Here is a 23,887-nt window from a genome sequence, read left to right as displayed (position 1 = left end):
GATACAATGGTTTTAACAAATAAGGTGCATCGCCGCCCGGTGATGGCTCCTGACTAAATGGGTACACGCAGACCCTCCGATAATTTCTATCCTACGGAGGAACCCAAATGAACAAACCGAAATCCCAACGCATCACCCCAGCCACCATGACTGGCGAGCAGATCGCAGACGCGATCCTTTACGACACGTACACCAAAACCGCGCTTTGGTCTTTCATCTCCAGAAATGGCGGAGCAGATGCGGCGCACGCTAAGTACCCGCAGCTTGCCGTTGCACTTCATATCCTGAAACAGGAACGGAAGAAAGCAAAAAGTGCTCGTGCGGTCAAGTCGATCCTCAAGCCGCTATCCCGCCAGTACGCTGACGGTCAATCCCTGACTGAGATTCTGGCCCCGGTGCTCCAGGGTTACAGCCGCCTCTATAGAGAGAAACTCAATCTCGGTATGACGCCGGAAGAGGTGATTCTATTCCTGGTTGCCACCCACGGCGTAGAGAACCTGGAACAACACGGTTATAGAGTCGCGGGCAACTTTCCTACTGCTACCACACCGATCACCACCCTTTAAATAATTACTGACAACCTGAGCCGGTTCGCCTTCTGAGCGACCACTGGCGAGGTTTGTTTGTGTCTACCTATAGAGGGAACGCACCATGAAACTTTCACTTGATGATGAAACATACGCGATTCTACGCGAGGAATCGGACCGTCTGGGGATGCCGGTTCCCCGCATGATCCGCATTATGTGCCAGAAACTGGCGCTGGATATTAAAAAAATAGACGCCGTGAACGGCGAACGACTGATAACGAACCCACAGGGATTGGACAATGAGCGCAGCAGCAAAAACTAAAACCTACGACGTGGTTTCTACCAGCGTCCGCCGGATGACAAAGTTACACACCCCAGCCGGGGATATTAAATTTACTTCCCTGATGAAGCTGATCTATGCCTACATCTGGACCTTCCAGGAGAATGAAGGTCGCGGTAATGATGATCCGATTCATACCAATACCGACGTTATCGCCTGGGAAATGGGTGTATCAGAAAAGGCGGTGATTGATGCGCTCAAAGCGCTGGATGCTGCGAAGGTGGTGATAAAACACACCGTAAAAGTACGTGGTAACGTCAACTCCAGCAATTACGTAGCGATCCCGCCTGCCTCCGTTGTTACATTGGGTGTCACTCCACCTTCACCTGGCAAACGGAAGGTGATCAAAAAGAGCAAAATATCCGATGAGAAGGTTCAACTACAGGCACCACAGGCAGAACTACAGGCAGTAACCGCTGCTACACCAGCCACTGATGCGCTCGCTAACCAGCCCGCTGGTCAGAATCCTGACCTGGCCCCTGAGCCTGCCCCGGTTGTTGCTGGACAGCCATCTGGCGTGGAAGTTGATCCTGAGCGCGGCAGCGATGCTGGCACCGATGATACTGATGCGATGAAGCCGCAGGAGCCGAAGATCTTTGATGAGCACGGCGTCATTACTGAGGCGTTTATTAACAGCCTGACAGGTGATGTGGCTCCTAACCGCAACGCTGACGGTACATTGCAGAGTTTCCAGTATGTTTATTGGGTGGCACGTCACACCTTGGATGAGCGAGACAGCGATACCGTTCGCACCCGTGAGGAATACATGGCAGAGGCCCGCGAGTGGCATATTCCGTCGCACCTGTTATCGACACCGACACCAGAGCCGGAATACGAAGAAGATCCAAATTTTTAACGTGAGGAACTATGACTGATGAGAAGCGTAACAGCCTGACGGCTGACCAAAACGAACCAAAACAAAAACCAGACCTGACCCTTCTCTACAAACGGCGTTGCCGCTCCGACGATATTATCCAGAAGGCCAAACACCTTTTAATTGCTGGCTACTCACCAGGCCGCGTGGCTTGCCTGTTGCGTTTACCTCTGGATCGTGTCATGGAACTGTACGACAACTCGTATAACCCAAGATGTCGCAGATTTGCCAAACAGAACGAACACACCAATGCTCGCTTGGCGCTGACCTCATTTAACGAGGGTGAGACGCTCGCCGATATCGCAGCGGGGCTGGGATTGTCCCTGTACTGGGTGGTGATGTCCCTCCGGCAGAATGGCGTTGCTGAATCCGCGATCAATTCACGTCTGCCGCCAGCAGATGACCCGCTCTATGTGGAGTATCGGAAAGTCTGTGAGCGGAAGGCATCGAGCCGTTTTAAACCGATCCAGATAAACCCGGTGAGACGCGTTAGTCCAGCGTCACGAGGTGACGTTAGCGAAGCTAACCAGCGTAAAGCGGGCGGCATTAAAAAAGCCGCAGGTCAAAAAGCGAACCAGACAGCCGCCGCAGGCACGACAGCTAAAGCCTGATAGTTCCAGAATTGAACCTCTTAGAAATCTTACCTTACCTGCCCGTTGCATGGCTGGCGTATCGCTGCGCCCGTGACGGGCTTGCCCTGTACAGGAATCATAAGAATGAAAACAACATTGCAAAAAGTCAGAGACGGCATTGCCGCCGTGCTTCAAGGAAGGACGGTCGAAGAGATAGAGGACGCCCAGCGCCAGGAAGCAGTCTGCGCCGCCGTTGGTCGTTTTCTTGAGTCTAACCCGGACTGGAAACCGTCTGCTAAGCCAGCGCCAGTGAGAGACAGCAAGCAGAAAACCGCAAGGATCAAAAAGAGTCTGGGGGCTGGGGCAGGTGGTTTCCAGGCCCACGAGATTGACCCGGAAATGCTCCGCTTGGCGCGGGAGAAATGCCGACAGGTGGTCGCCTCAGACCCTGAACGTTATTCGCACATTATCGAATCAACACCGATTAAAGGGACGAATGATTGAAGGCAGAGTCGCTCTTAATGCACAGTCTGAATTGTAAGTCAATAAGTAATCGTCATTTTTGTTGTAAAATCTGACGATGTATGGTAAAATACTAACGTAGGGTGATTGATGGATTCGAAAGAGTCTACTGCGTACTACTGCCAATTGTCGCATTTAATCTCCTCTCAGGCACTGGCTCCTGGATACCTCTAACGGGTCATCCTGCTTCCCAGCGCCGCTTATTCTCCTGTTGTGGTATGCCACCACGATGGGGTTTGCCCTCCTCGGGTTGTCTGCCGGACATAAAACGGCATCGAGCGCAACGGCGGTGCGATTGGTCTCCAGCCGCCGTTGCCGTTCCCTTCTTCCAATTCTCTCCCTCAGAAAACTTACGTTCATTCGTGTTTCCGTCACCGTGCCGGGGCTGTTTGCTAACAGCCTCCGGTTTCGGTGCACCTTTTTTCTGATGGTGCGAATAAATGGCAAAACAGGTAATAACAGTGGCGTATCAGCCACGAAACTCAAAACTGACGGAGAAAAAAATTATGATTTTTGAATATGATAGCAAGACCCCCGCTGATGTTCTGGTCTATACGGCTGACCCGATCATGCATAAGCGTACAGTCATCTTAACCCTTGCTGATGATGTCGAATGTGGTGATGTGATTAACCCAACAACTGGTGCGGCCTATGTCGTTGCTGATGGTGATAACTGTGCTGTCGCGCTGGACAACGTTGATTTAGGTGCTGATCGCAGTGTGGTTATCAGTGATACCGGTTGTGTGTTCAACCCTGCCGGTTTGGTTGTAGCTGCCGCCGCAAAAGATGCTGCATACACCGCCTTAATCAAGCAGGGCAACCGCGTTGCTGATGCAAACATCCCACAAACTTCAATCTAATCAAGGACGACACTAAAATGAAATTATCCGATTTCACAAACCTTTCCGGTCAATTCGTCAAGCCGTATGGTGATGGCTTCTTGCTGAGTTCCCTCGGCATCTTCACTGCACACCCAAGTGATACGCAGATCATCGCCCTCGATACCCTGGAAGATGTGCAACGTGAAGTGACGCTGAGCCAAGCCAGGTATGGCAGCTCCATGAGTGCTCTCAACTTCCCAAAAGCAGCTAACATCACTATCCAAGCACCACTCCACGTTTACAGCTCAACCGTGACAAGCCAGGACTGGCAGGGCAAACGTGCGCCGGGTGAGAATCGCCAGCTAACGGCGGAGGAAGTTGTTACTAATCACGCCGTGAAACACTATCTGCAAACACGTCGTGATGTAGAGTACGCAATGGCACAGAGTCTGCTGCATAACACTGTAGAAGCCACTCACCTCCGTGAAGGCCCAACCATCGATTGGACGGACTTCTGGGGAATTGAGCAGCCGTCTACCACGGTGAAAACTGGCGTAAGTGCCAACGTAATCACTGAGATGCAGAGCGCTGTCACCAAGCTCAAGAAAGCGCTGGGCGGCTGGTCAAGCAGCATTAAGCAGATCTATCTGCTGGCCTCACCTTCGTTATTCACTGCGATCCAAGGGAACCCAACGGCGTATCAAGCGGCTTTATTTGGAGCGACTTCTAACGATATCGTCTTCCCAACTGAGCTGGGAGCGTATGACCGCTTCAACCTTGGGCGTGTAACCGTGATCCAGGTAGATGACCCGATGTACCAAATAGCTGATGGTGATGGCTTCATGCTGGCGACTTTTTCCAACATTGTTGAAGGTGATTTGAGTCCGTACATGACCTATCAAACGCCTGCCTCACGCCATGCAGAGGTTGCATCTGGCCCGGTTTATCCGAGTTATCATTACGTCCTCCGTGACAAATTTATGAATTATGAGACAGTCAGTGAGCTTTCTCAGATTCAGATCCCAATGCGTCCGGACTTCGTTTTGAAAGTGACAATGGACGACGCAGCCTAAGAAATTGCGGCTTAGGGCGGTGATTGCCGCCCCCGTACTTATGGCTTCAAAATTGTTGGAGAGGTAAATCTATGCAATTGAAAATTCTGGGTGTGGGAAACGCACCGCTGCTGTCAGTTAAGGTTAAGACGTTGGACGATGCAGGGTTGCTGAACGTATCTGCGCTCACCAGAGCGTTGGGTGTACACCGCAGCACATTTTTATCATACGTGGCGACGCATGGCCTTGAACAGGCGATTATGCATTACGTCACTCTCAAAAAGCAGCGGGACATGCTCGCCACGCTGTCAGATTAAAGACGCAGCGAGGTTTCTTGACGTCTGCAATGCAAATAATACTAAAATAACATTATTTATTATAAATCAATTGCTTGTACTGGCACGTTATCTGGGCATGAAACGAGCAGTGCTGTTTGATCACATCCAGTCCAAAGGGCTGGAGACAGCGATCAGAGAAGCAGCAACAGCAAAGCGCATGAAGAAACTGAACACTTAAAGCCGGGATTATTTCCCGGCTTTTTTATTGACCTTGCTAAAATCAAACAGATCATCGAAGTTTATGCCGTCCATCTCTGACACAGCTTTGTTAACTTCCTTCATTCGCTCACCGTGCAGATCGTAGGCTTTCCTTATCTCATCAAGATCGGCTTGTTCTATCAGTGGTTTTGCAAGAGCAGTCATCACATTGGACATCAGAGAAGAAATAGCGAGCTGAGTGTTTCCAGTGGCATCAAGCAAATTATTAAACGCTTTCCATGATTGTGGCTTGATCTCGACGCTGTAAAAACGAGTTTTAACAAACGCACTACCAACCCGGAAAGTGTTCTCTGCCATATCTTTCATAGCCAACTGGACATCGTAATAACCTTGCGCGTCTGCTCGTTGCTGACGTTCTGAAAGGGTAGTTAGGAAGGTCATTATCTGGTTGATGCGAAATCGCATCTGATTGTAGTTGCCTCTGGTGATATCAATCTCGTGTTTAAGTGCAAGTGCCGCATCAACTGCGTAACCTTGCTTTTTGTTTTTCACGAATTCGCGAAGTTTTGAACCGCCAAAGAGAACGCCTCCGATCACAACCGCGTTTGACGTGATAGAGACAACGTTATCCCACTCTTGCAAGCTCAAGAAGTTGGTGAAGTCTGAGAAGTTCATTTCATCCCTGTGTTAGTCATGACCGACAACAGATGATACCAACAAGTTATAAAAGGTGAATATCTGGCAATGTGAGATAGTTACGACAGAAGAAGGGCTCTTAAAAGTAGATGAGCTGTACAAGGGTTATGGGGTCATAAAGTTGTTGGCCTGAGACCCAGCGAATGTAGGGAGTTATTGAATGGTATCGCGTGGCGGCACGTAGCGCAGTTTGGTAGCGCACGATAATGGTGTGTCTATATCTCATTCACACCAACTGTGAACGAACAGTTGTGAACGAATGAGAATCCCCATAGACTTAGCAGCGCTTGACTCTCATCAAACGCTGCTATGGCGGGGAAATTAGTTGGTCGGCACGAGAGGATTTGAACCTCCGACCCCGGACACCCCATGACCGTGCGCTACCAGGCTGCGCTACGTGCCGAACGTGGAGAAGTAGTCTACTGGTTCCGCTCGTGATTGCAATATGCGCAGGTTTTAACTGCCTCATAATTAATCAGTTTGCGGTAAAGCGCTTCTCTTCCGTCAACACCTGAAGCAACAGCGCCAGCTGCGGTTTGTGATCCTTCAGCTTATTGCCCTGTGCATCGTAGGCGCTATAACTGCCGTTGTTATTCAGCACCAGCGTCACGGTTGGCGTCGTCACCACCAGTTTTCCCTCTTCGCTGCTGGCCACCCAGTTGTGGCTGCGCTGAGCAGCAAACAGGTCTTCACCCTGTGAATAGTTGGCAGGATTGGTGCGCACATGCAGCAGACGTTGCATCAACGTCGTCATCACATCCTGCTGATCGGTCAGACGATCGATGGTCTGCGCCGGCGTATTCGGCCAATGCACCACCAGAGGCACCCGCAACGTCGCTCGGTTGCCCGGATTATCATCATTCTCCGGCGTAACCGCACGCTGGGCGGTGATCACCACCACGGTATTCTTGAGTAAATCGCGTTGTTGCAACGTCTGTAGCACGGCCGCAATCTGCTCATCAACCCCCGTGGCCTGGCGCAAATAGCTGCGCTGACGCGCCTTGGTGCTTTCGCCATTGACGTTGACGCCATCAAGTGAAATCCAGGAGAACCACGGTGCGCCATCGGCTTTCTGGCCGTTGAGCCAGTTTTGCCATTGGTTCACTGTAGTGCTATTTGGTTGAGAATCCGCTTCTGGCAGGCTGTAATCCGCTAACAACGCCTGACGATACAAGGGTTGGCTGAAACCGTCGGAGGAGAACAGACCAAACTGATAACCCTGAGAATTTAGCGCACCGAGTAACGCCGAAGGCATACGCGCGGCAAGCACGCCATCCATGTAGCTGGAGGAGATGCCGTAGAACAGCCCGAACATGCCTTTTTCCGGCGCAATTCCGGCGCTGTAGTGTTGGGTAAAGCGCACATTATCGCTGGCAAACTGATTCAGCGACGGCAGTGCCTTATCCAGATTGTCGTTACTCAAACCATCAACGGTGAGCAGCAACAGGTTATGGCGCGTACCGCCATCGCGGAAGGTAATATCACTCAGCGGATACTGCACTGACAGCGCTTCAGGATCGCCCTGTTGCACCAGGCGACGCTGATACTCCTGCGCATCCAGCAAGCCATGGCGTTCAAGGAAACGTCGCGCGGTCATTGGATAGGAGAGCGGTAGATTGGCGCGCTGCATGGTAATCGGGCGATAGAAATTGGCATCGGCCCAGATATACAACAAATGGCTGGCAAAGAAAGCGCTGATAAACAGCGCGGCCAGCGGCTTGCCAAATGAGCGACGATTCAGGCTGCGTAGCTTTTGCCAGCTCCAGGTGGCAAACAACATCTCCACAAGGAAGATGACGGGCACGCTGATAAACATCAGCTGCCAGTCACGCGCCATTTCGCTTTGGTCAGGGTTGATCACCAACTCCCACACCACCGGATTGAGGTGGAGGTGGAAGCGGTTGAACACCGCGCTATCGACCATAATCAGCGTCAGCCCGGCGGTGGCGATAATCGCCGACATCACCCTGAGCAGTCGCTGAGACATCACCACAAAGGTGAGGGGGAAAATGATCAGCAGATAACCGGCAAACACGATAAAGCTAAAGTGGCCAATCCAGCTGGTATAGGCATAAACACGGCCCGCAAGCGAGGCGGGCCAGTCGGCGACCAACAGATAGCGGCTGCCTAAAATCAGCGCGAAGATGATGTTAAACAGGGCAAACCAGTGCCCCCAGCTAATCATCTGGGAGACTTTTTCGCGGTAGCGCTGCCGGTTGGTTACCATATTTATGAGGTCAGATCTGCAATTTAGTGGGCGTTGTCATCGCGTACGGAAGACTGCAACGCTTCCGCGAAAGATTTCGCCAGGCTGCGGCGCTGGGCCGGGGAGACACTGGTGTTAATCAAATTGGTTACCATGTTCCCTAATACCATCAGGGAAAGGTCGGTTGGCGCTTTATCTTTTTCAAGAATCTGCGCCATCTGCGCGAGAAGTTTCTCTACGCGCTCGTCGCTATAACGGGATGATTGTGGCATATCGTCGACTAATCAAGTGTGAAAAGGCGGTATATTACCGTAACAACGCACTTTTTTCCGCAATTAAATCGCAAGCAGAGCGATCAGTTTGTGCGTGGAGTTGAAAGCAGCGGCGGGCGGTGTTTGAATACGCGCCTGAGCCTAAAGGAGAGTCTACCATGAGTCTGGATATCGACCAGATTGCCCTGCATCAGTTAGTTAAACGTGATGAAAACCAGCTGGAAGTGGTTCTGCGCGACACTTTGCTGCCCGCGACCCGTGCGGTAGAAGAGATGGCAGAAGAGCTGCATCGGGTGTATAGCGCCAAAAGCAAAGCCTATGGCCTGTTCAATGAAGAGAGCGAGCTGGCCGATGCGCTGCGTAACTGCCGCAAAGGGGAAGATGACTTTCTGGCCTTTAGCCGTGCCGCGACCGGGCGTCTGCGTGATGAGCTGGGCAAATATCCGTTTGCGGAAAGTGGCGTGGTGCTGTTCCTGCATTATCGCTATCTGGCGGTGGAGTATTTGCTGGTGGCGATGTTGAGCAGCCAGTCGAGCATGCGCGTCAATGAGCAACTGGATATCAGCAGCACCCATTATCTTGACATCAATCATGCGGATATTGTGGCGCGTATTGATCTTACCGAATGGGAAACCAATCCAGAATCCACCCGTTATCTGACCTTCCTGCGCGGACGCGTCGGGCGCAAAGTGGCCGATTTCTTTATGGATTTCCTCGGTGCCAGCGTGGGCCTCGACACCAAAGCGCAGAACCGGGGTTTGCTACAGGCGGTAGACGACTACTGTGCGGAATCGAATCTCGATAAGAACGAGCGTCAAAATTACCGTCAGCAGGTGTATAGCTATTGTAACGATCAACTGCAGGCGGGTGAGGAGATTGCGCTGGAGGATTTGTCCACTGAGCTGCCGCCGCTGGGAGAGAAGACTTTCCAGGCCTTTACGCAGGAGCAGGGTTACGAGCTGGAGGAGCATTTCCCGGCTGACCGTAGCACGTTACGCCAGCTGACCAAGTTCTCCGGCAGCGGTGGCGGTCTGACGCTGAATTTTGATGCCATGCTGCTGGGCGAGCGCATCTTCTGGGATCCGACAACCGACACTCTGACCATTAAAGGCACCCCGCCAAATCTGCGCGATCAGTTACAGCGTCGAACCGGCGGCAACTGAATTTCAGACAAAAAAAACGCCGCGTAAGCGGCGTTCTCTTTTCGACTCGTTGGCGATTAAGCGCGAACGAAGTCGATGTGGTGCAGTTTTGGCTTGAACGGATGACGCTGTACCGCCTGAGCTTTAACTTTGATTTCTTTACCATCAACAGCGATGGTCAGCACGTCGGTGTAGAACTCAGGCTTAACCTGCAGGTTCATCACTGAATCGTGGTCCAGTTCGATTGCTACTGGAGCTTCGTCTCCGCCATAGATGATGGCTGGGAATTTATTTGCTACACGCAGACGGCGGCTCGCACCCTTACCCTGCTCTTTACGTACTTCAGCGTTAATAGTTAACATTTGATTTCTCTTCAATCATTTCTGCTACAGGCGACCCAGCAACAGACGGTTATTCAAACGCTTTTACGGATGCAAAAGCGGGCGGCATTATAGCCGTAATAGGGGGCATGGGCAAATGATTCCGCCGCTTATCGCAGCTCATTCGCGCGACGGTAACGTCCCTGATAATCAAACATCTTTTCGCGAATCTGCCAGAAATGCCCTTTGGCACGCGCCACGACAAAATCGGGATGGCGCAGCAATGGCTGCAAGGCGATAACATCGGCGGCAGTTTGCCAGCCCAGTTCAACGCCCGGTGCACGCTGGTGCGGACGCATAAACAGCTGTTCAAAGGCTTTACGCTGTGCGGGTGTTTGCAGGCGAAAACGCTCACTGACGCTGGTGCCATCTTCATCGAAATAGGTGGCCTTCAGCCATTCTCCTTTCTCGTCACGCCCCTGTTCCAGCGTCATGCCGCCGCAGCGCAGCACGCGTGCATCTTTGAGTTTTAACGCAGCTTTCAACATATCATCGGGATCGACCATGATGCGATCGCACTGATGACAGCGGCGAGCGGCAATATCGTTTTCTGCGCCACAGTCAGGGCAACTTTTAAAGCGGAAGCGATAGTCGCACTGTTCGCGGTTGCCTTCGTCATCTTCCATTACGCCCTGACAGCGACGGCCAAAATGTTCGATGATGTGGCCATCTTCGGTGGTTTTTCCCCAGAAGGTATTGGCGAAACCACAGGCAGGGCAAAACACCTGCACCGGCTGATTGTCGCTGGCCCCTTTTGGCGCGCCGACTTCTGGGGTAAACAGGTCGTGCGGATTGCCGGCATAATCGAGGATCAGGCAATCGGTTTTGCCCGGCGACAAACGCAGGCCGCGCCCGACAATTTGCTGGTACAGACTGACCGATTCAGTTGGGCGCAATATGGCGATGAGATCCACATGCGGCGCGTCAAAGCCGGTGGTCAGCACCGCCACGTTCACCAGAAACTTCAACTGCTGCGCTTTAAATTCGCTGATTAAGCGGTCACGTTCTTTCACCACGGTTTCTGCTGACACTAACGCGCTGTCTTCCGGCAGCAGTGACAGAATCTCTCGCGCATGTTCCACCGTGGCGGCGAACACCATCACGCCTCGTCTATCCTCAGCGAATTCGACAATCTGTCTGATGATGTGCGGTGTCACGCGATTCTGCTGCTTCAGTTCACGATTGAGATCGGCTTCGCTGAACAACCCGTTGTTTTGCGGGATCAGGCGACTGAAATCGTACTGCACCACCGGCATATCCAGCCGTTCGGGCGGCACGAGGAAACCGTGTTTGATCATGTAGCGCAGTGGCAGTTCATAAATACAGTCACGGAACAGCGCATGCTGATCGCCGCGCACCATGCCGTGATAGTGAAACTGATAGATCCAGCCTTTGCCGAGCCGAAAGGGCGTGGCAGTCAATCCGAGCAGACGCAGCTGCGGATTGTGTTGGCGCAGATGGGCGAACAGCTGCTGATACTGGCTCTCTTCATTGTCGCTGATGCGGTGGCACTCATCGACGATCACCAGCGAAAACGCACTGTCGAAGCGATCCAGATTACGCGCTACAGACTGCACGCTGCCAAACACCACTTTGCTTTCGCTCTGTTTGCGCTGCAAACCGGCGGCAAAAATATCGGCTTCCAGACCATACGCCTGATATTTGCTGTGGTTCTGCTCGACCAGCTCTTTCACATGCGCCAGCACCAGCACACGGCCTCGGGCGATTCGCGCCAGCTCAGCAATCACCAGACTTTTACCGGCACCCGTCGGCAGCACGATCACCGCTGGCGCATCGTGGCGGCGAAAATGCTGAAGTGTGGCGTCAACCGCCTCTTGCTGATATGGGCGCAGGGTGAAGGACATCAGGGCAAACTTTTTTTTTTCAAACGGGCACACATTATGCCATGAAAACAGCTGAAACGCAGGCGCGGTACTGTTAGCAGGCGAAGGATCAAGCTATACTGACCCCACTTTTTTAACGGACAAAACGCCGTTTCAGTTTCCCTCCGCAGTAACAGGCAAAACGAATTCATGCGACTCGAAAAATTCATATCTCAGCAGCTGGAAGTCAGCCGTGCTATCGCTGGCCGCGAAATCCGCGCCAGGAAAGTCACCATCAACGGTGAAGTGGTTCGCGATGCGGCCTACAAAGTGTTGCCAGACGACGAAATCGAATACGACGGCAACCCACTGGTGGTGCAAACCGGTCCACGCTACTTCATGCTGAATAAGCCGCAGGGTTATGTCTGCTCCACCGACGATCCCGATCATCCCACCGTATTGTTCTTCATTGAAGAGCCGGCTGCCTTCAAGCTGCATGCTGCAGGGCGTCTGGATATCGATACTACCGGTCTGGTTCTGCTGACGGATGATGGCCAATGGTCACACCGTATTACCTCTCCGCGCCATCACCTCGAAAAAACCTATCTGGTGGAAGTGGAAGAGCCGATTGATCCTGCGCTGGTGGAGAAGTTTGCTGCGGGGATTCAACTGCACAATGAGAAAGATCTGACCAAACCGGCGGTGCTGGAAATCCTCGATGAAAAGGCAGCCCGTTTGACCATCAGTGAAGGCCGCTATCATCAGGTTAAACGCATGTTTGCCGCGATGGGTAACCATGTGTCTGCGCTGCACCGCGAAAGTATTGGCGAGATTGTGCTGGATGAAGATCTGGCTGAAGGTGAATACCGTGAACTCACGGAAGAGGAGGTCGACAGCATCGGCCTGCCAGAAGAGCTGAAACAACGCAAATAGCGGGAGAGAGCGGTGCGTAAGGAAAAGAATTCACCGGTAGGTTTGGTCGTGATTCTGGGATTGCTGGCGATGCTGATGCCGCTCTCCATTGATATGTATTTGCCGGCCATGCCGCAAATCGCACGCGAATTTGCCGTTTCGGCGGGCAGCGTGCAGATGACGCTTAACCTGTACATCCTGGGGTTTGCTATCGGGCAGCTGGTCTATGGCCCGCTGGCGGACAGCTACGGACGTAAACCGGTGATTGTGCTGGGCACGCTGATCTTTGCCTGCGCTGCGGCGGCATGTGCCTTGTCGCAGTCCATCGATCAGCTGATCTTTATGCGCTTCCTGCACGGTTTGTCGGCGGCGGCGGCCAGCGTGGTGATTAATGCGTTAATGCGAGACAGTTACTCGAAAGAGGATTTCTCGCGCATGATGTCGTTTGTCATGTTGGTGACCACCATTGCGCCGTTACTGGCACCGATTATCGGTGGTTGGCTGTTGCTGCTGTGGAACTGGCACGCGATTTTCTGGACGCTGGCCGTGGCCGCGTTAATCACCACCGTGCTGGTGGTGACGCAGATCCGCGAGACGCTCAAACCTGAACAGCGGCAGCGCTTCCATCTGCGCACTACGCTAAGTAACTTCGTGGCGCTGGTGCGCCATAAACGCGCGTTCAGCTACATGCTGGCAAGCGGCTTCTCCTTTGCGGGTTTGTTTACCTTCCTCAATGCCGGGCCCTTTGTTTACATCGAAGTGAATCACGTTTCACCGCAAAACTTTGGCTACTACTTTGGCCTGAACGTGGTGTTCCTGTTTGTCATGACGCTGATCAACAGTCGCGCGGTACGCCGCTTTGGGCCGCTGGCAATGTTCCGTATTGGGCTGATCATTCAGTTCGCGATGGGCATCTGGCTGCTGATTGCCAGTGCGCTGGATTTAGGTTTCCTGTCGCTGGTGTTTGGCGTGGCGATGTTTATCGGCTGCGTTTCGACAGTCTCTTCAAATGCCATGGCGGTGATCCTTGATGAGTTTCCGCATATGGCGGGCACCGCATCGTCGCTGGCCGGAACCTTGCGCTTTGGCGTCGGCGCGCTGGTGGGGGCATTGCTGTCATTAGTGAGTATCAACAGCGCCTGGCCGATGGTGGCCACCATTGCACTGTGCGCAACCGTATCGATTGTGTTGTTTAGCTACGCCGCACGTCCACGCCACGCGTAAATCTGCACTTTCCTCTCACGGCGCGGTTAATCGCGGAGTTCACTGGCTTTTAGATCCACTGAATTCGCGATTAAAAACCGCGCCGTTATCACATTCCCACTTGCCGTATACGATCAATCCCTCACGCTCACTCGCGAATCCCCACATATTCGTTATGCTTAATGTTTCCATAATGTGAAAATTTAGGTGTAAAAAAGTAACGACATTGCGTCTAAAATGATTGTTAACTGCCGCCGAACAAGGTACACATAGGCATAAATGCGAGAAAGCTCTCAAATAATAACTTTGCTACATGCTTTGTGTTTAAAACGAGAAGGCCAACCTTGACGTCCGTATTCTGAGTTTACCAGGTAGGGATTCACTGCGTAATCGCCGTCGTCGTGAATAAGCGTTAACGTCTCTGGGGACTGTAATTATGCTGCAACTTTCGGTTATGCATCGCTTACCGCAACATTATCGTTGGTCATCCGATCATGTCGGTGAAATTGAACGTCAGGAAGCGGTAAACGGGGTGCACGATGAGGATCTCGTCGCACTGCGCCTGTTAAGCCACGATGGCCATCCCGCGCTGGAAATTCTGCACCAACTGCAAGAGACGCTGGCGCAGATTCAGGTCGAATGCAAAATTGCCCTGTGTGAAGGTCAGCCATGCTTGCTGATCCAGCGCGGTGACGAAAGCACCACCAACTGCTGCCTGAAAAATCAAGGTGTTGCCATCGCGGAAACCTTCGAAGGTCACTGAATGAGCGATTCGCCCTGCGCGGAAGCTAAAAGCTGCCGCGTATAATCGCTGGCCGGTGCGTTAAACAACGCCTCACACTCCCCCTGTTCCACCACTTCACCCTGGCGCAGCACAATCAGCTGATGGCAGAGTGCGCGCACCACCTGCAAATCATGGCTAATAAACAGATACGCTAACTGATGCTGCTGCTGCAAACGGCGCAGCAGGGTGAGAATTTGCTTCTGCACTGAGCGATCCAGCGAAGAAGTCGGTTCATCCAGCACGATTAACTGTGGTTCGAGAATGAGTGCCCTGGCAATGGCGATGCGCTGACGTTGACCACCGGAAAATTCAGCGGGATAGCGTGAACGACTTTCCGCATCCAACCCCACTTCCTGCATCACGGCGATCACTTTCGCTTCCTGCTCGGCGGCACTCAATTCAGGGCGGTGCACTGCCAGCCCTTCTGCAATCACCTGTTGCACCGTCATGCGCGGATTGAGTGATGAGTTGGGATCCTGAAACACCACCTGAATATGCGGTCGCAGCGGCAAAAGCTGTTTACGCGACAGGCTATGCAGTGGCTGACCGTCAAACCAAATCTCACCGCGCGCGGCTATCAAACGCAGCAGCGCCAATCCGGTGGTGCTTTTGCCTGAACCGGATTCACCGACCAATCCGAGACTTTCACCGCGGCGCAGCGTGAAGTTAAGGTCGCTGAGCACGGTTTTTTCCGCCACGGTGCGCTTGAACAATCCGCGTTTAATCGGAAAGCCCACCTGCAGATTTTTGACCTGCAACAGCGGCTGTGAATCAGTAAGCGGCACAGGTTGACCATCCGGTTCGGCGGCGAGTAATTCACGCGTGTAAGGATGCTGCGGCTGGCTGAACAATGGCTGGCAAAGATTGTGCTCCACTTCCCGGCCATTACGCATCACTGTTACGCGATGCGCCAGCTGGCGGACGATGTTCAGATTATGGGTGATGAACAACATGCCCATATTCATTTCACGCTGCAGTTCACGCAGCAAGCGGAGAATCTGTGCCTGCACCGTGACATCCAGCGCGGTGGTCGGCTCATCGGCAATCAGCAGTTTTGGCTGCGTCAGTAACGCCATGGCAATCATCACGCGCTGGCGTTCTCCACCGGAAAGCTGATGCGGGAAATCGCCGAGGCGGGATGCCGCATTGCGGATGCCGACGCGGTCGAGGCAGCTGAGAATTTCGCCGCGCGCCGCTTCTTTACGCATCCCGCGATGCAAAGACAGCACCTCATACAGTTGCTTCTCAACGTTGTGCAGCGGGTTGAGCGACATCATCGGTTCCTGGAAAATCATCGCCATCTGATTGCCACGCAGGCCGCGCATTTCGCGCTCGCTGGCCTGCAAGATGCTTTGACCATTGAACAGGATCTCGCCTTGCGGATACGTCACGGGCGGTTGCGGCAGCAGGCGCATAATCGAGAGTGCGGTGACGCTTTTGCCAGAGCCAGATTCACCGACCAGCGCCAGGGTTTCACCGGCCTCAATCTGCAGTGAGATATCTTCCACCACGCGGCGTTGATTAAAGGCCACGGCAAGATGATTGACGCGTAACAGGCTCATTTTACCCCCCGGCTTGGATCAAAGGCATCACGCACCGCTTCACCGATAAAGATCAGCAGTGAGAGGAGCAGGGCGAGGGCAAAGAAGCCGGAAAGCCCCAGCCACGGTGCCTGTAAGTTGTTTTTGCCTTGTAACAGCAGTTCGCCCAGCGAGGGAGAACCCACCGGCAGGCCGAAGCCAAGGAAATCCAGCGAGGTCAGGGTGGTAATCGAACCGCATAAAATAAAGGGCAGGAAAGTGAGCGTGGCCACCATCGCATTCGGCAACATATGACGCAGCATAATGCGCCCGTCGCTAACGCCGAGTGCGCGTGCCGCACGTACATAATCAAAGTTACGCGTGCGCAGAAACTCCGCTCGCACCACGCTCACCAGGCTCATCCAGCCAAACACCACGGTAACCAGCAACAGCCACCAGAAGCCGGGTTGAATCACGCTCGAAAGCAAAATCAGTAAAAACAGCGACGGCATGCCAGACCACACCTCAATCAGGCGCTGGCCAACTAAATCGACACGACCACCAAAATAACCCTGCACCGCACCGATGACGATACCGATCACGCTGGAGAACAGTGTTAGCAAGATCCCGAACAGCAGCGAGATGCGCGTGCCATAGAGCAAGCGCGCCAGCACATCGCCGCCATTGGCGTCGGTGCCGAGCCAGTTCTGCTTCGAAGGCGGAGAAGGGAAGGGCACATCGGTGGCGAAATTAATGGTGCTGTCACTGAAACGGATCGGTGCCCACAATGCCCAGCCCTGCTGGTCAATGCGCTGTTTTAGCCACGAGTCCTGGTAATCGGCTGGGGTGGCAAAGTCGCCGCCAAAATCACTCTCGCTGTAATTGAACAGCAGTGGCATGTACCAGCGTTGCTGATAGTGCACCAGCAGCGGTTTGTCATTGGCCAGCAACTCTGCACCGAGTGACAGCACAAAAATCACCAGAAAAATCCACAGCGACCAGTATCCACGGCGGTTATGGCGAAAGCGCTGCCAGCGTTGCTGGTTGATTAGCGATAAGCCCATTAGCGCCCCTCAAAATCGATGCGCGGATCGACCAGCGTATAGGTCAGATCGCTGAGAATGTTCATCAGCAAGCCAATCAGCGTGAAGATATACAGCGTGCCAAACATCACCGGATAGTCGCGTTGAATGGTGGCATCGTAGCCCAGCAAACCGAGTCCGTTGAGAGAGAACATCACCTCGATCAGTACTGAGCTGGTGAAGAACATGCTGATAAAGGTGGCAGGGAAACCGGCGATTACCAGCAGCATGGCGTTACGGAATACGTGGCCGTACAAAATACGTTTTTCATCCAGCCCTTTCGCGCGAGCGGTCACCACATATTGTTTGCGGATCTCATCGAGGAATGAGTTCTTGGTCAACATGGTGAGCGTGGCAAAACCGCCAATCACCGTGGCCAGTACCGGCAGCGTGATGTGCCAGAGGTAATCGCCAATCTTGCTGTACCACGGCAACGTATCAAACTGCGGCGAGGTGAGGCCGCGCAGCGGGAACCAGTCAAAATAGCTGCCCCCGGCAAACAGCACAATCAGCATGATGCCAAACAGAAATGCCGGGATGGAGTAACCGATGATGATAAAGGTACTGCTCCAGATATCGAAAGCGCTGCCATTGCGCACCGCCTTCTTAATCCCTAAGGGAATCGACACCAGATAAATGATCAGCGTGCTCCATAAACCCAGGCTGATGGAAACCGGTAAGCTCTCTTTAATGAGCTGAAGCACCGAGGCGCTGCGGAATAGGCTGTCACCAAAATCAAAGCGGATATAGTTCCATAGCATTTCGCCATAGCGCTGCAGCAACGGTTTATCAAAGCCGTAACGGTGTTTGATCTCGGCAATCACTTCGGGATCAAGGCCACGCGCGCCACGATATTGGCTATCGCCCGGATTGTCATGCGCCAGCGCACCGCGCCCGCCGACATCTCCAGCGGTGCCCGAAGAAAATCCGGTGCTGTGGCCAAATTGCGCATTGGCCAGCGCCTGATCCACCGGGCCACCAGGCGCAATCTGCACGATAAAAAAGTTCAGGGTGATGATCGCCCACAGCGTGGGAATAATCAGCAGCAACCTGCGCAGGAAATAGGAACCCAAACCGCTCTCCTCAGCGTCTATCGGCCGGCAATCGTGCGGCTTTGTTCACGTCATACCACCAGTTATCTAACCCGGTTGCGTACGCCGGCTTGATTTCGGGACGGGAAAATTTGTCCCAGTATGCCAGCCTCTGTTCGGCGTTGTACCACATTGGGACCATATAGGCATTCCATAACAGAATGCGATCCAGTGCCTGGCCCAGCGGCAGCAGCGCTTTTTCATCGCCCTGATGATCAACAATTTCCTGCACGAAGTGATCCACGATGGGATCTTTCACCCGTGGCGTGTTCCATGAGGAGTCAATGTATTGCGATTGCCAGCTGGTGCGTAAGCTGGTGGAGGGCCACGGATTGGCCTGATAAAGCGTCGGGATCATATCGTAATCCCCTTCGCGCCAACGACGTAGATATTGCGAAGTATCGATCTGACGCAGCTCGACCTGGATCCCCAGACGCTGCAGGCTGTGCTGGTACGGCAGAGCCCAGTCATTTTGCGTGCCGCTGCGCATCAGCAATTCAAAGCGGAAGGGTTGTCCGGTTTTATCGTTCACCAATTGCTGATTCTTAATCTGCCAGCCGGCTTCTTTAAGCAATGTCATGGCTTTTAGCAGATTGCCGCGATCAAATCCGCTGCCATCGGAACGCGGCGGCGCGTATTCGTTATTGAAGACTTCAGCGGGCAACTGCGCTTTGTAAGGTGCCAGCAGAATGAGCTGGTCGGCTTTAGGGTAACCTTTGGCCGCATATGCGGTGTTCTGGAAATAGCTGTCAGTGCGTTTGTAGGCGCCGTAAAATAACGCTTTATTCATCCACTCGAAATCAAACGCCAGCGTCAGCGCCTCACGCACCCGGCGGTCAGCAAACAGCGGCTTTTCATTGTTAAAGGCCAGCCAGCGGGTATCGGTGGAGACGGTATTCGGCGTGGTCGATTTCACGATGGCGTGGCTGTCAAAGTTGCGCCCACGGTATTGCGTGGCCCACTTCTTCGCCGAACCCTCTTCGCGCAGATCGGATGCGCCGGCTTTGAAGGCTTCAAAGGCGACGTTATCGTCAAGATAGTAATCGTAGCGCAGCGTATCGAAGTTAAAACGTCCCCGATTGACCGGCAGATTCGCCGCCCAATAATCTTTCACCCGACTGTACTGAATAAACTGGCCTGGCTTATAAGAGGTGACGCGATAAGGTCCGCTGGAGAGCGGAGGATAACCGATCGGCTCATTAAATTTTTTATTCTGCCAGAAGGCTTGCGGCAAGACCGGCAGCGTTAACCAACTCAGGATCATGTCCTTGTCCGGTTTCGGCATATCGATGCGCACGGTGAGCGTATTGAGCGCTTTTACTTCAACCCCACGGAACGCCACGCGGAACTGCGGCACCCCTTCGGTCATAAATTTCTGGAAGGTGAAGGCGACATCTTTGGCGGTAATCGCGCTGCCATCCTGAAAACGCGCGTGCGGATTGATGGACACTTCCATCCAGTGATAGTCGCTGGGATAGCGGGCGGATTCAGCAATCAGGGGATAGTAACTGCCGGGTTCATCATCGGAGGTCGTGAACAGCCCGTCATACAGAGTATCGGTGCCAGCGCCTGGGTTACCGCGTGAGGCATAACGGTTGAAGTTGTCGTAAGTACCCACCACGGCGATGGTCATCTTGCCGCCTTTGGGCGCAGCGGGATTCGCGTAGTCGTAATGGGTGAAATTCACCGCATACTTTGGTTCGCCCAGCTTAGCAAAGGCATAACTCTCATTGATGGTTTCCGCATGCAGTGGCGCTATGGCGCTACAAACCAACAACGCTGTGACAAGACGCAGCAGCATAAGTGGGGCGCTCTCCTAAAATAATCCGCACTGAATGGTAGCAGTTTCGTGACGATAGCGTGACGCTAACCGAGCGCTGCCTGGTTTTGGTAATAACGCACCAGGTTTTCCGGACGAAGAGGGCGACTAAACAGATAACCTTGCAGATGCGTGACACCACGATTCACCAACCACGCAGCCTGATCGCCGGTTTCAACGCCTTCCGCCACCGTTTTCAAATTGAGCTTTTTGGCCAGCAACAACACAGCGTCGAGTACCGGCGAGGTGACGGTTTCGGTGCCGATACTCTGCACAAAGCCGCGATCAATTTTCAGATAATCAAACGGATAGCGCTCCAGATAAATCAGTGCGCTGTGGCCAGTGCCGAAGTCATCGATGGCGATTTTAATATCCTGCTCATGCAGCCAGGCAAAAATCTCTCCGGCATTTTTCTCGCCCACAATGGTGCGCTCGGTAATTTCGAAGACATAGTTGAAATGGTCTTCTGGCATGTCGGCAATCCACTCCTGCACATGCTGACGGAAGCTCTCAGAGGCAAGGTGCAAAGGGGAAAGATTCAGGCTCATACGCGTGCCACGCGGCAGCTGCTGGCAGAGGAATTTCGCATCGCGTGCCACCAGCTTAAACAGGTGCTGAGTCAGCGGAATAATCAGATTTTGCGCTTCAGCATTGCTGATAAAGGCATCGGGCGGAATCATTCCCTCAGTAGGATGTGTCCAGCGCAGTAACGCTTCAACGCCGTACGGTTGCCCATCCTGGGCGGTCACCAGTGGCTGATATTCAACATGAAACTGACCGCGTTTAATCCCCTGCATAATCTCTTTGCCAGGCCGCTGATACAGCGTTAACAGCAACCAGCTTGCCGCACTCATAAACAGCGTTGAGAGCAACCCGGTGAGCAGAATCAGGTGATAATCACGTTGTGCCAGCGTGGTGCCGTACAGCACGAAGCGCATGCCATTATCTTTAAAACTGATTTCTTTCAATGCGGGCGGTAAATCGTGGATGTTCAACACCTGATTTTTACCACTCAGCAGTGCTTTATCGCCGATCACCAGCGCCATGCCGGTGATTTCAGGATGATAGGAAGCCAGTAGCTGATAAGGCGTCAGGCTGATATTCATGGTGGCGAGAATGCCGGTTTCAGCAGACCCGGGATTCTTCATCCACATCGCCAGCGCCGGTTTGGTTGGCAGCAGCGGCGTCCCTTCCAGTAAGCGCAAATCGCGATCGCGTTCCAGCTCCGATTGCGGAGAGATATCATTCGCGGGGAGCAGAAAGGCGCCGGTGGCAGACGAACAGTAGGCATTGCTGTTACGTACCAGCAAAATCGCGCGGATATTGCCGGCGAAAGCAGCGCGTGAAGTGAGTTCGCGGCTGACGCTATTGCATTCAAGCTGGGTGTACTGTTGCAATGGATAAAGGGTATCCACCAGGGTCGACATCACCTGTTGTAGATCGTCGCGGCTATGGATCAGCAACTGTTCATGTTGTTGTACACGTTTTTGCCAGGTTAGCGTCAGCAGTACGATGACAAACAACAGAAAGAACACCCCGCCGATAATCGCACTACTCCAGGCGATACGGCGCGAATAGGTTGCATGACGTTTTAACGTCCCCGACAGTGGCATGGAGTGCATTCCCCTTTATGGCGCCATTATTATTATGTACATCGTGCACTACTGCTCGCTGGTGTCTGGCGTAAAACATTGCATCAGGGCGGGTTTTTTCAGCCGACGAAGACGCAAGAATTTGCTGCCAGTAAGCAAACGAGAATATAACGAGGAAGCGCGAAAAGTCTCGTTATATTTCTGATTCTCAATTACTTTTTATCAATCGGATTTGCGTTAAGAAACATCAGGCGAAAAAAAACGCTGCCTGGGCAGCGTTTTCTGATTCTCTGGCTGAGAGGATCTTCAAAAGGATACGTTAGCTAGGATTTTTAGCTAAAACCCTGCGGGCTTCACGGTAACGCGTTTTCCAGTAACTGTCGTTTAAACTGGAGATCATCACACCACTGCTGGTGGACGCGTGAACGAAGTTATCGTTGCCCAGATAGATACCAACGTGTCGTCCGGTAGAACCGGCACGGAACAGCACTAAATCACCCGGGCGCAATTTGCCGCGAGAAATTTCTTTGCCAGTATCCTGCTGTTCTGACGTTGAACGAGGTAAATCTAAACCGAACTGCTCGCGAAAGGTGCGCTGAACAAAAGCAGAACAATCAATGCCACGTTTGGTGTCACCGCCTAAGCGATAGCGAACACCTTTCCAGTCACTGTACTGTTCCATGATGCGGGACTTAATGTCCACATTCTGCACCATCTGTTCAAATTCGTCCTGAGACGCTTGAAGTAAAAAACCATTCTGGTTGTTAACTTCATGATTCTCGTTATTCGCGTTCTGACCGTTATGCGTACTGCTACATGCCGATAAGAGTGTTGCTAATGCTACTGCGGGAAGGATCCGCCTGAGGTATCTCAGTATTGGTTGAGACTTGACCATTATACGTGTGTTCCTTTGATGTCCTTACGACACAATGTCGTCAGCCAGATGACAAAACGGGTTTGAGATTAATAAGAGCAAGCGCTTAAGACAATTCCTTAATTACTGAAATGTGTTAATGAACACATTTTTGTTGCATAAGGCACCGAATTTTATGCTGCACTCTAAGTAATCGCGTTTGAGGTTAACCGATTACAGACCGCGTGGCGAGTGCTTTTATATAAATTTTCATCGCTTTTATTGATGTGAAATCAATCCGTAACACAATGGTTACTTTATCAACGATTGGTAGCGATTTAATAGCCAATAAGGCGGGTTTTCAGGTGCTAATTCCGGCGCTAAGGCTGATTTTGAGAGGCTTCTGGCTGGACAACCCAGGAAAAAGGCGATTGTTACGCGTTTTGCATCATAATGTTTTCTTTTAATAGAAAAACGTTAGTCTGCTAATAATGTATTTCTGAATTCGATAAGCGCGGATGATCGACTTTTCTGCTTATTGTCATCCGCGCTTAACAATTATGTGCGTGGCTTATATTTCCCGGGCAGGGTGCGATTGAGCCAATTGACCAGTTTGTCACTGAGTGGGGTTAATAAGCACCAGCTCAATCCCACCAGAATCACCGACATCGATCCCACCGCAATATCCGTAAACCAGTGGGAACCCGCCATGACGCGCGGCAGGGCAAACACCACCACAATCACTAAACCCACCAGAAATGCGCGGAAGCCAAAATAACGCCACATAAAGCAGGCAAAAATAATTAGCATCATGCCGTGATCGCCAGGGAAGCTATTACTGGAGGCATCTTTCGCTGGAATTCCTGTCAGTTCACTCACGCGATGCACGTTATCAAAGAACAGCGTTGGGCTGGCGTGTTGCACAGGAATCAAATGACCCAGTTGATTAAGCACCACGGCGGTGAGCAGCATGGTAATGCCAATGGCCAGCATGCGGCGGCGGCCCTGTGGCGTTTCACGACGCCAGAACCACAAGTACAGCAGACCCATCGCCAGCAGCGATACCGCATCAAAACCACGGTAATTGGTGATCGCCACCAGCAAAGCGAAACCGTGATGATCCACCATCTTATCGTTAAAGCTAAAGAAGATGGCTTTATCGATACCAAACCAGAAACCATGGTCTGGCGGCAGATACCACGAGAAGAACAGCATGATCCCCAATGCATTAAGCAACAGGATGGTGATTAAACGAGACGCGCGCATAAAAAATAGACTCAAAAAGAAAAATAACGGGGCAACCTAAC

At 52.5% G+C, this 23,887-nt stretch carries 24 protein-coding genes and 1 tRNA gene; 12 read left to right on the top strand and 13 right to left on the bottom strand.

What is annotated here, in order from left to right; all coding sequences use genetic code 11:
* The first annotated feature begins 107 nt into the window (after positions 1-107).
* The 8 genes from LBW88_RS07880 to LBW88_RS07845 all read left to right on the top strand — a co-directional run bounded on the left by LBW88_RS07880 (position 108) and on the right by LBW88_RS07845 (position 5,025).
* Complete coding sequence (locus tag LBW88_RS07880) at positions 108-566, top strand: hypothetical protein (RefSeq protein WP_224931132.1); 459 nt, start codon at positions 108-110, stop codon at positions 564-566.
* An 85-nt stretch (positions 567-651) separates the two neighbouring features.
* Complete coding sequence (locus LBW88_RS07875) at positions 652-849, top strand: hypothetical protein (protein ID WP_224931134.1); 198 nt, start codon at positions 652-654, stop codon at positions 847-849.
* On the top strand, positions 827-1,723 hold the full coding sequence (locus tag LBW88_RS07870) for a hypothetical protein (RefSeq protein ID WP_224931136.1): 897 nt from the start codon (positions 827-829) through the stop codon (positions 1,721-1,723). Before LBW88_RS07875 ends, LBW88_RS07870 begins: the two co-directional genes overlap by 23 nt.
* Positions 1,724-1,734: 11 nt before the next feature.
* Positions 1,735-2,352: a hypothetical protein gene (locus LBW88_RS07865; RefSeq protein ID WP_224931137.1), complete on the top strand. Its 618-nt coding sequence runs from the start codon at positions 1,735-1,737 to the stop codon at positions 2,350-2,352.
* A gap of 105 nt (positions 2,353-2,457) precedes the next feature.
* Positions 2,458-2,817 (top strand): hypothetical protein, encoded by a 360-nt coding sequence (locus LBW88_RS07860; protein WP_224931139.1) that lies wholly within the window; start codon positions 2,458-2,460, stop codon positions 2,815-2,817.
* 458 nt (positions 2,818-3,275) lie between these two features.
* Positions 3,276-3,695, top strand: coding sequence for a hypothetical protein (locus tag LBW88_RS07855; protein ID WP_224931141.1), 420 nt, complete (start codon positions 3,276-3,278; stop codon positions 3,693-3,695).
* Positions 3,696-3,712: 17 nt separating this feature from the next.
* Complete coding sequence (locus LBW88_RS07850) at positions 3,713-4,729, top strand: major capsid protein (protein ID WP_224931143.1); 1,017 nt, start codon at positions 3,713-3,715, stop codon at positions 4,727-4,729.
* A gap of 71 nt (positions 4,730-4,800) precedes the next feature.
* On the top strand, positions 4,801-5,025 hold the full coding sequence (locus tag LBW88_RS07845; protein WP_224931144.1) for a hypothetical protein: 225 nt from the start codon (positions 4,801-4,803) through the stop codon (positions 5,023-5,025).
* Between the two features lie 207 nt (positions 5,026-5,232).
* Here the strand turns inward: LBW88_RS07845 and LBW88_RS07840 are convergent, their stop codons facing one another.
* The 4 genes from LBW88_RS07840 to LBW88_RS07825 form a co-directional block, all read right to left on the bottom strand.
* On the bottom strand, positions 5,233-5,880 hold the full coding sequence (locus tag LBW88_RS07840) for a hypothetical protein (protein WP_224931146.1): 648 nt from the start codon (positions 5,878-5,880) through the stop codon (positions 5,233-5,235).
* Positions 5,881-6,227: 347 nt separating this feature from the next.
* Positions 6,228-6,304: transfer RNA gene (locus tag LBW88_RS07835), tRNA-Pro, on the bottom strand.
* 72 nt (positions 6,305-6,376) lie between these two features.
* Complete coding sequence (gene yejM / locus LBW88_RS07830) at positions 6,377-8,128, bottom strand: LPS biosynthesis-modulating metalloenzyme YejM (protein WP_224931148.1); 1,752 nt, start codon at positions 8,126-8,128, stop codon at positions 6,377-6,379.
* Positions 8,129-8,151: 23 nt separating this feature from the next.
* Positions 8,152-8,379 carry a YejL family protein gene (locus tag LBW88_RS07825; RefSeq protein WP_034824987.1) on the bottom strand — a complete coding sequence of 76 codons (228 nt, stop codon included), beginning with the start codon at positions 8,377-8,379 and terminating at the stop codon, positions 8,152-8,154.
* A gap of 158 nt (positions 8,380-8,537) precedes the next feature.
* On the opposite strand from LBW88_RS07825, the gene yejK reads away from it, so the two are divergent.
* On the top strand, positions 8,538-9,542 hold the full coding sequence (gene yejK / locus LBW88_RS07820) for a nucleoid-associated protein YejK (RefSeq protein ID WP_224931149.1): 1,005 nt from the start codon (positions 8,538-8,540) through the stop codon (positions 9,540-9,542).
* 56 nt (positions 9,543-9,598) lie between these two features.
* On the opposite strand, the gene rplY is transcribed toward yejK, so the two are convergent.
* Both rplY and LBW88_RS07810 read right to left on the bottom strand, forming a co-directional pair.
* Complete coding sequence (rplY, locus tag LBW88_RS07815; RefSeq protein ID WP_224931151.1) at positions 9,599-9,883, bottom strand: 50S ribosomal protein L25; 285 nt, start codon at positions 9,881-9,883, stop codon at positions 9,599-9,601.
* Between the two features lie 128 nt (positions 9,884-10,011).
* A complete protein-coding gene (locus LBW88_RS07810) occupies positions 10,012-11,766 on the bottom strand; it encodes a DEAD/DEAH box helicase (RefSeq protein ID WP_224931153.1) in 1,755 nt (584 codons plus the stop codon).
* Between the two features lie 168 nt (positions 11,767-11,934).
* Between LBW88_RS07810 and rsuA the strand changes: the two genes are divergently transcribed.
* From rsuA to LBW88_RS07795, 3 genes are all read left to right on the top strand, one after another.
* On the top strand, positions 11,935-12,657 hold the full coding sequence (gene rsuA / locus LBW88_RS07805; RefSeq protein ID WP_224931154.1) for a 16S rRNA pseudouridine(516) synthase RsuA: 723 nt from the start codon (positions 11,935-11,937) through the stop codon (positions 12,655-12,657).
* A 12-nt stretch (positions 12,658-12,669) separates the two neighbouring features.
* Positions 12,670-13,860, top strand: a complete 1,191-nt coding sequence (locus tag LBW88_RS07800; protein WP_034824979.1) for a Bcr/CflA family multidrug efflux MFS transporter — start codon at positions 12,670-12,672, stop codon at positions 13,858-13,860.
* A 415-nt stretch (positions 13,861-14,275) separates the two neighbouring features.
* Positions 14,276-14,602 carry a hypothetical protein gene (locus LBW88_RS07795; protein ID WP_224931156.1) on the top strand — a complete coding sequence of 109 codons (327 nt, stop codon included), beginning with the start codon at positions 14,276-14,278 and terminating at the stop codon, positions 14,600-14,602.
* Here the strand turns inward: LBW88_RS07795 and yejF are convergent.
* The 7 genes from yejF to LBW88_RS07760 form a co-directional block, all read right to left on the bottom strand.
* Positions 14,596-16,185: a microcin C ABC transporter ATP-binding protein YejF gene (gene yejF / locus LBW88_RS07790; protein WP_224931158.1), complete on the bottom strand. Its 1,590-nt coding sequence runs from the start codon at positions 16,183-16,185 to the stop codon at positions 14,596-14,598. The genes LBW88_RS07795 and yejF overlap by 7 nt on opposite strands.
* The gene (locus LBW88_RS07785) at positions 16,182-17,207 is read right to left on the bottom strand and encodes an ABC transporter permease (RefSeq protein WP_224931160.1); all 1,026 of its coding nucleotides are present in this window, start codon (positions 17,205-17,207) and stop codon (positions 16,182-16,184) included. The genes yejF and LBW88_RS07785 overlap by 4 nt, the downstream gene beginning before the upstream one ends.
* Entirely contained in the window at positions 17,207-18,298 is a 1,092-nt protein-coding gene (locus tag LBW88_RS07780) for a microcin C ABC transporter permease YejB (protein WP_224931162.1), read from the bottom strand. The genes LBW88_RS07785 and LBW88_RS07780 overlap by 1 nt, the downstream gene beginning before the upstream one ends.
* 10 nt (positions 18,299-18,308) lie before the next feature.
* The gene (locus LBW88_RS07775) at positions 18,309-20,117 is read right to left on the bottom strand and encodes an extracellular solute-binding protein (RefSeq protein ID WP_224931164.1); all 1,809 of its coding nucleotides are present in this window, start codon (positions 20,115-20,117) and stop codon (positions 18,309-18,311) included.
* Between the two features lie 65 nt (positions 20,118-20,182).
* Complete coding sequence (locus tag LBW88_RS07770; RefSeq protein WP_224931166.1) at positions 20,183-21,748, bottom strand: cyclic di-GMP phosphodiesterase; 1,566 nt, start codon at positions 21,746-21,748, stop codon at positions 20,183-20,185.
* A 298-nt stretch (positions 21,749-22,046) separates the two neighbouring features.
* The gene (gene mepS, locus LBW88_RS07765; protein ID WP_224931167.1) at positions 22,047-22,622 is read right to left on the bottom strand and encodes a bifunctional murein DD-endopeptidase/murein LD-carboxypeptidase; all 576 of its coding nucleotides are present in this window, start codon (positions 22,620-22,622) and stop codon (positions 22,047-22,049) included.
* Positions 22,623-23,138: 516 nt separating this feature from the next.
* The gene (locus tag LBW88_RS07760; protein ID WP_224931169.1) at positions 23,139-23,846 is read right to left on the bottom strand and encodes a phosphatase PAP2 family protein; all 708 of its coding nucleotides are present in this window, start codon (positions 23,844-23,846) and stop codon (positions 23,139-23,141) included.
* Between the last annotated feature and the right edge of the window lie 41 nt (positions 23,847-23,887).

Source organism: Pantoea sp. alder81, assembly GCF_020179835.1.
Taxonomy (GTDB): domain Bacteria; phylum Pseudomonadota; class Gammaproteobacteria; order Enterobacterales; family Enterobacteriaceae; genus Pantoea.
The sequence above is the reverse complement of the archived record's forward strand: the minus strand, read 5'-3'. Positions and strand labels throughout refer to the sequence as shown.

What these genes read in the sequence shown, in the direction of transcription:
- LBW88_RS07850 (WP_224931143.1), top strand. Translation starts at nt 3,713, where the DNA reads ATGAAATTATCCGATTTCACAAACCTTTCCGGTCAATTCGTCAAGCCG.
- LBW88_RS07875 (WP_224931134.1), top strand. Translation starts at nt 652, where the DNA reads ATGAAACTTTCACTTGATGATGAAACATACGCGATTCTACGCGAGGAA.
- LBW88_RS07880 (WP_224931132.1), top strand. Translation starts at nt 108, where the DNA reads ATGAACAAACCGAAATCCCAACGCATCACCCCAGCCACCATGACTGGC.
- mepS (WP_224931167.1), bottom strand. Translation starts at nt 22,622, where the DNA reads ATGGTCAAGTCTCAACCAATACTGAGATACCTCAGGCGGATCCTTCCC.
- LBW88_RS07760 (WP_224931169.1), bottom strand. Translation starts at nt 23,846, where the DNA reads ATGCGCGCGTCTCGTTTAATCACCATCCTGTTGCTTAATGCATTGGGG.
- yejK (WP_224931149.1), top strand. Translation starts at nt 8,538, where the DNA reads ATGAGTCTGGATATCGACCAGATTGCCCTGCATCAGTTAGTTAAACGT.
- LBW88_RS07840 (WP_224931146.1), bottom strand. Translation starts at nt 5,880, where the DNA reads ATGAACTTCTCAGACTTCACCAACTTCTTGAGCTTGCAAGAGTGGGAT.
- LBW88_RS07855 (WP_224931141.1), top strand. Translation starts at nt 3,276, where the DNA reads ATGGCAAAACAGGTAATAACAGTGGCGTATCAGCCACGAAACTCAAAA.
- rsuA (WP_224931154.1), top strand. Translation starts at nt 11,935, where the DNA reads ATGCGACTCGAAAAATTCATATCTCAGCAGCTGGAAGTCAGCCGTGCT.
- LBW88_RS07825 (WP_034824987.1), bottom strand. Translation starts at nt 8,379, where the DNA reads ATGCCACAATCATCCCGTTATAGCGACGAGCGCGTAGAGAAACTTCTC.
- yejM (WP_224931148.1), bottom strand. Translation starts at nt 8,128, where the DNA reads ATGGTAACCAACCGGCAGCGCTACCGCGAAAAAGTCTCCCAGATGATT.
- rplY (WP_224931151.1), bottom strand. Translation starts at nt 9,883, where the DNA reads ATGTTAACTATTAACGCTGAAGTACGTAAAGAGCAGGGTAAGGGTGCG.
- LBW88_RS07870 (WP_224931136.1), top strand. Translation starts at nt 827, where the DNA reads ATGAGCGCAGCAGCAAAAACTAAAACCTACGACGTGGTTTCTACCAGC.
- LBW88_RS07770 (WP_224931166.1), bottom strand. Translation starts at nt 21,748, where the DNA reads ATGCCACTGTCGGGGACGTTAAAACGTCATGCAACCTATTCGCGCCGT.
- LBW88_RS07810 (WP_224931153.1), bottom strand. Translation starts at nt 11,766, where the DNA reads ATGTCCTTCACCCTGCGCCCATATCAGCAAGAGGCGGTTGACGCCACA.
- LBW88_RS07860 (WP_224931139.1), top strand. Translation starts at nt 2,458, where the DNA reads ATGAAAACAACATTGCAAAAAGTCAGAGACGGCATTGCCGCCGTGCTT.
- yejF (WP_224931158.1), bottom strand. Translation starts at nt 16,185, where the DNA reads ATGAGCCTGTTACGCGTCAATCATCTTGCCGTGGCCTTTAATCAACGC.
- LBW88_RS07795 (WP_224931156.1), top strand. Translation starts at nt 14,276, where the DNA reads ATGCTGCAACTTTCGGTTATGCATCGCTTACCGCAACATTATCGTTGG.
- LBW88_RS07865 (WP_224931137.1), top strand. Translation starts at nt 1,735, where the DNA reads ATGACTGATGAGAAGCGTAACAGCCTGACGGCTGACCAAAACGAACCA.
- LBW88_RS07845 (WP_224931144.1), top strand. Translation starts at nt 4,801, where the DNA reads ATGCAATTGAAAATTCTGGGTGTGGGAAACGCACCGCTGCTGTCAGTT.
- LBW88_RS07785 (WP_224931160.1), bottom strand. Translation starts at nt 17,207, where the DNA reads ATGGGCTTATCGCTAATCAACCAGCAACGCTGGCAGCGCTTTCGCCAT.
- LBW88_RS07775 (WP_224931164.1), bottom strand. Translation starts at nt 20,117, where the DNA reads ATGCTGCTGCGTCTTGTCACAGCGTTGTTGGTTTGTAGCGCCATAGCG.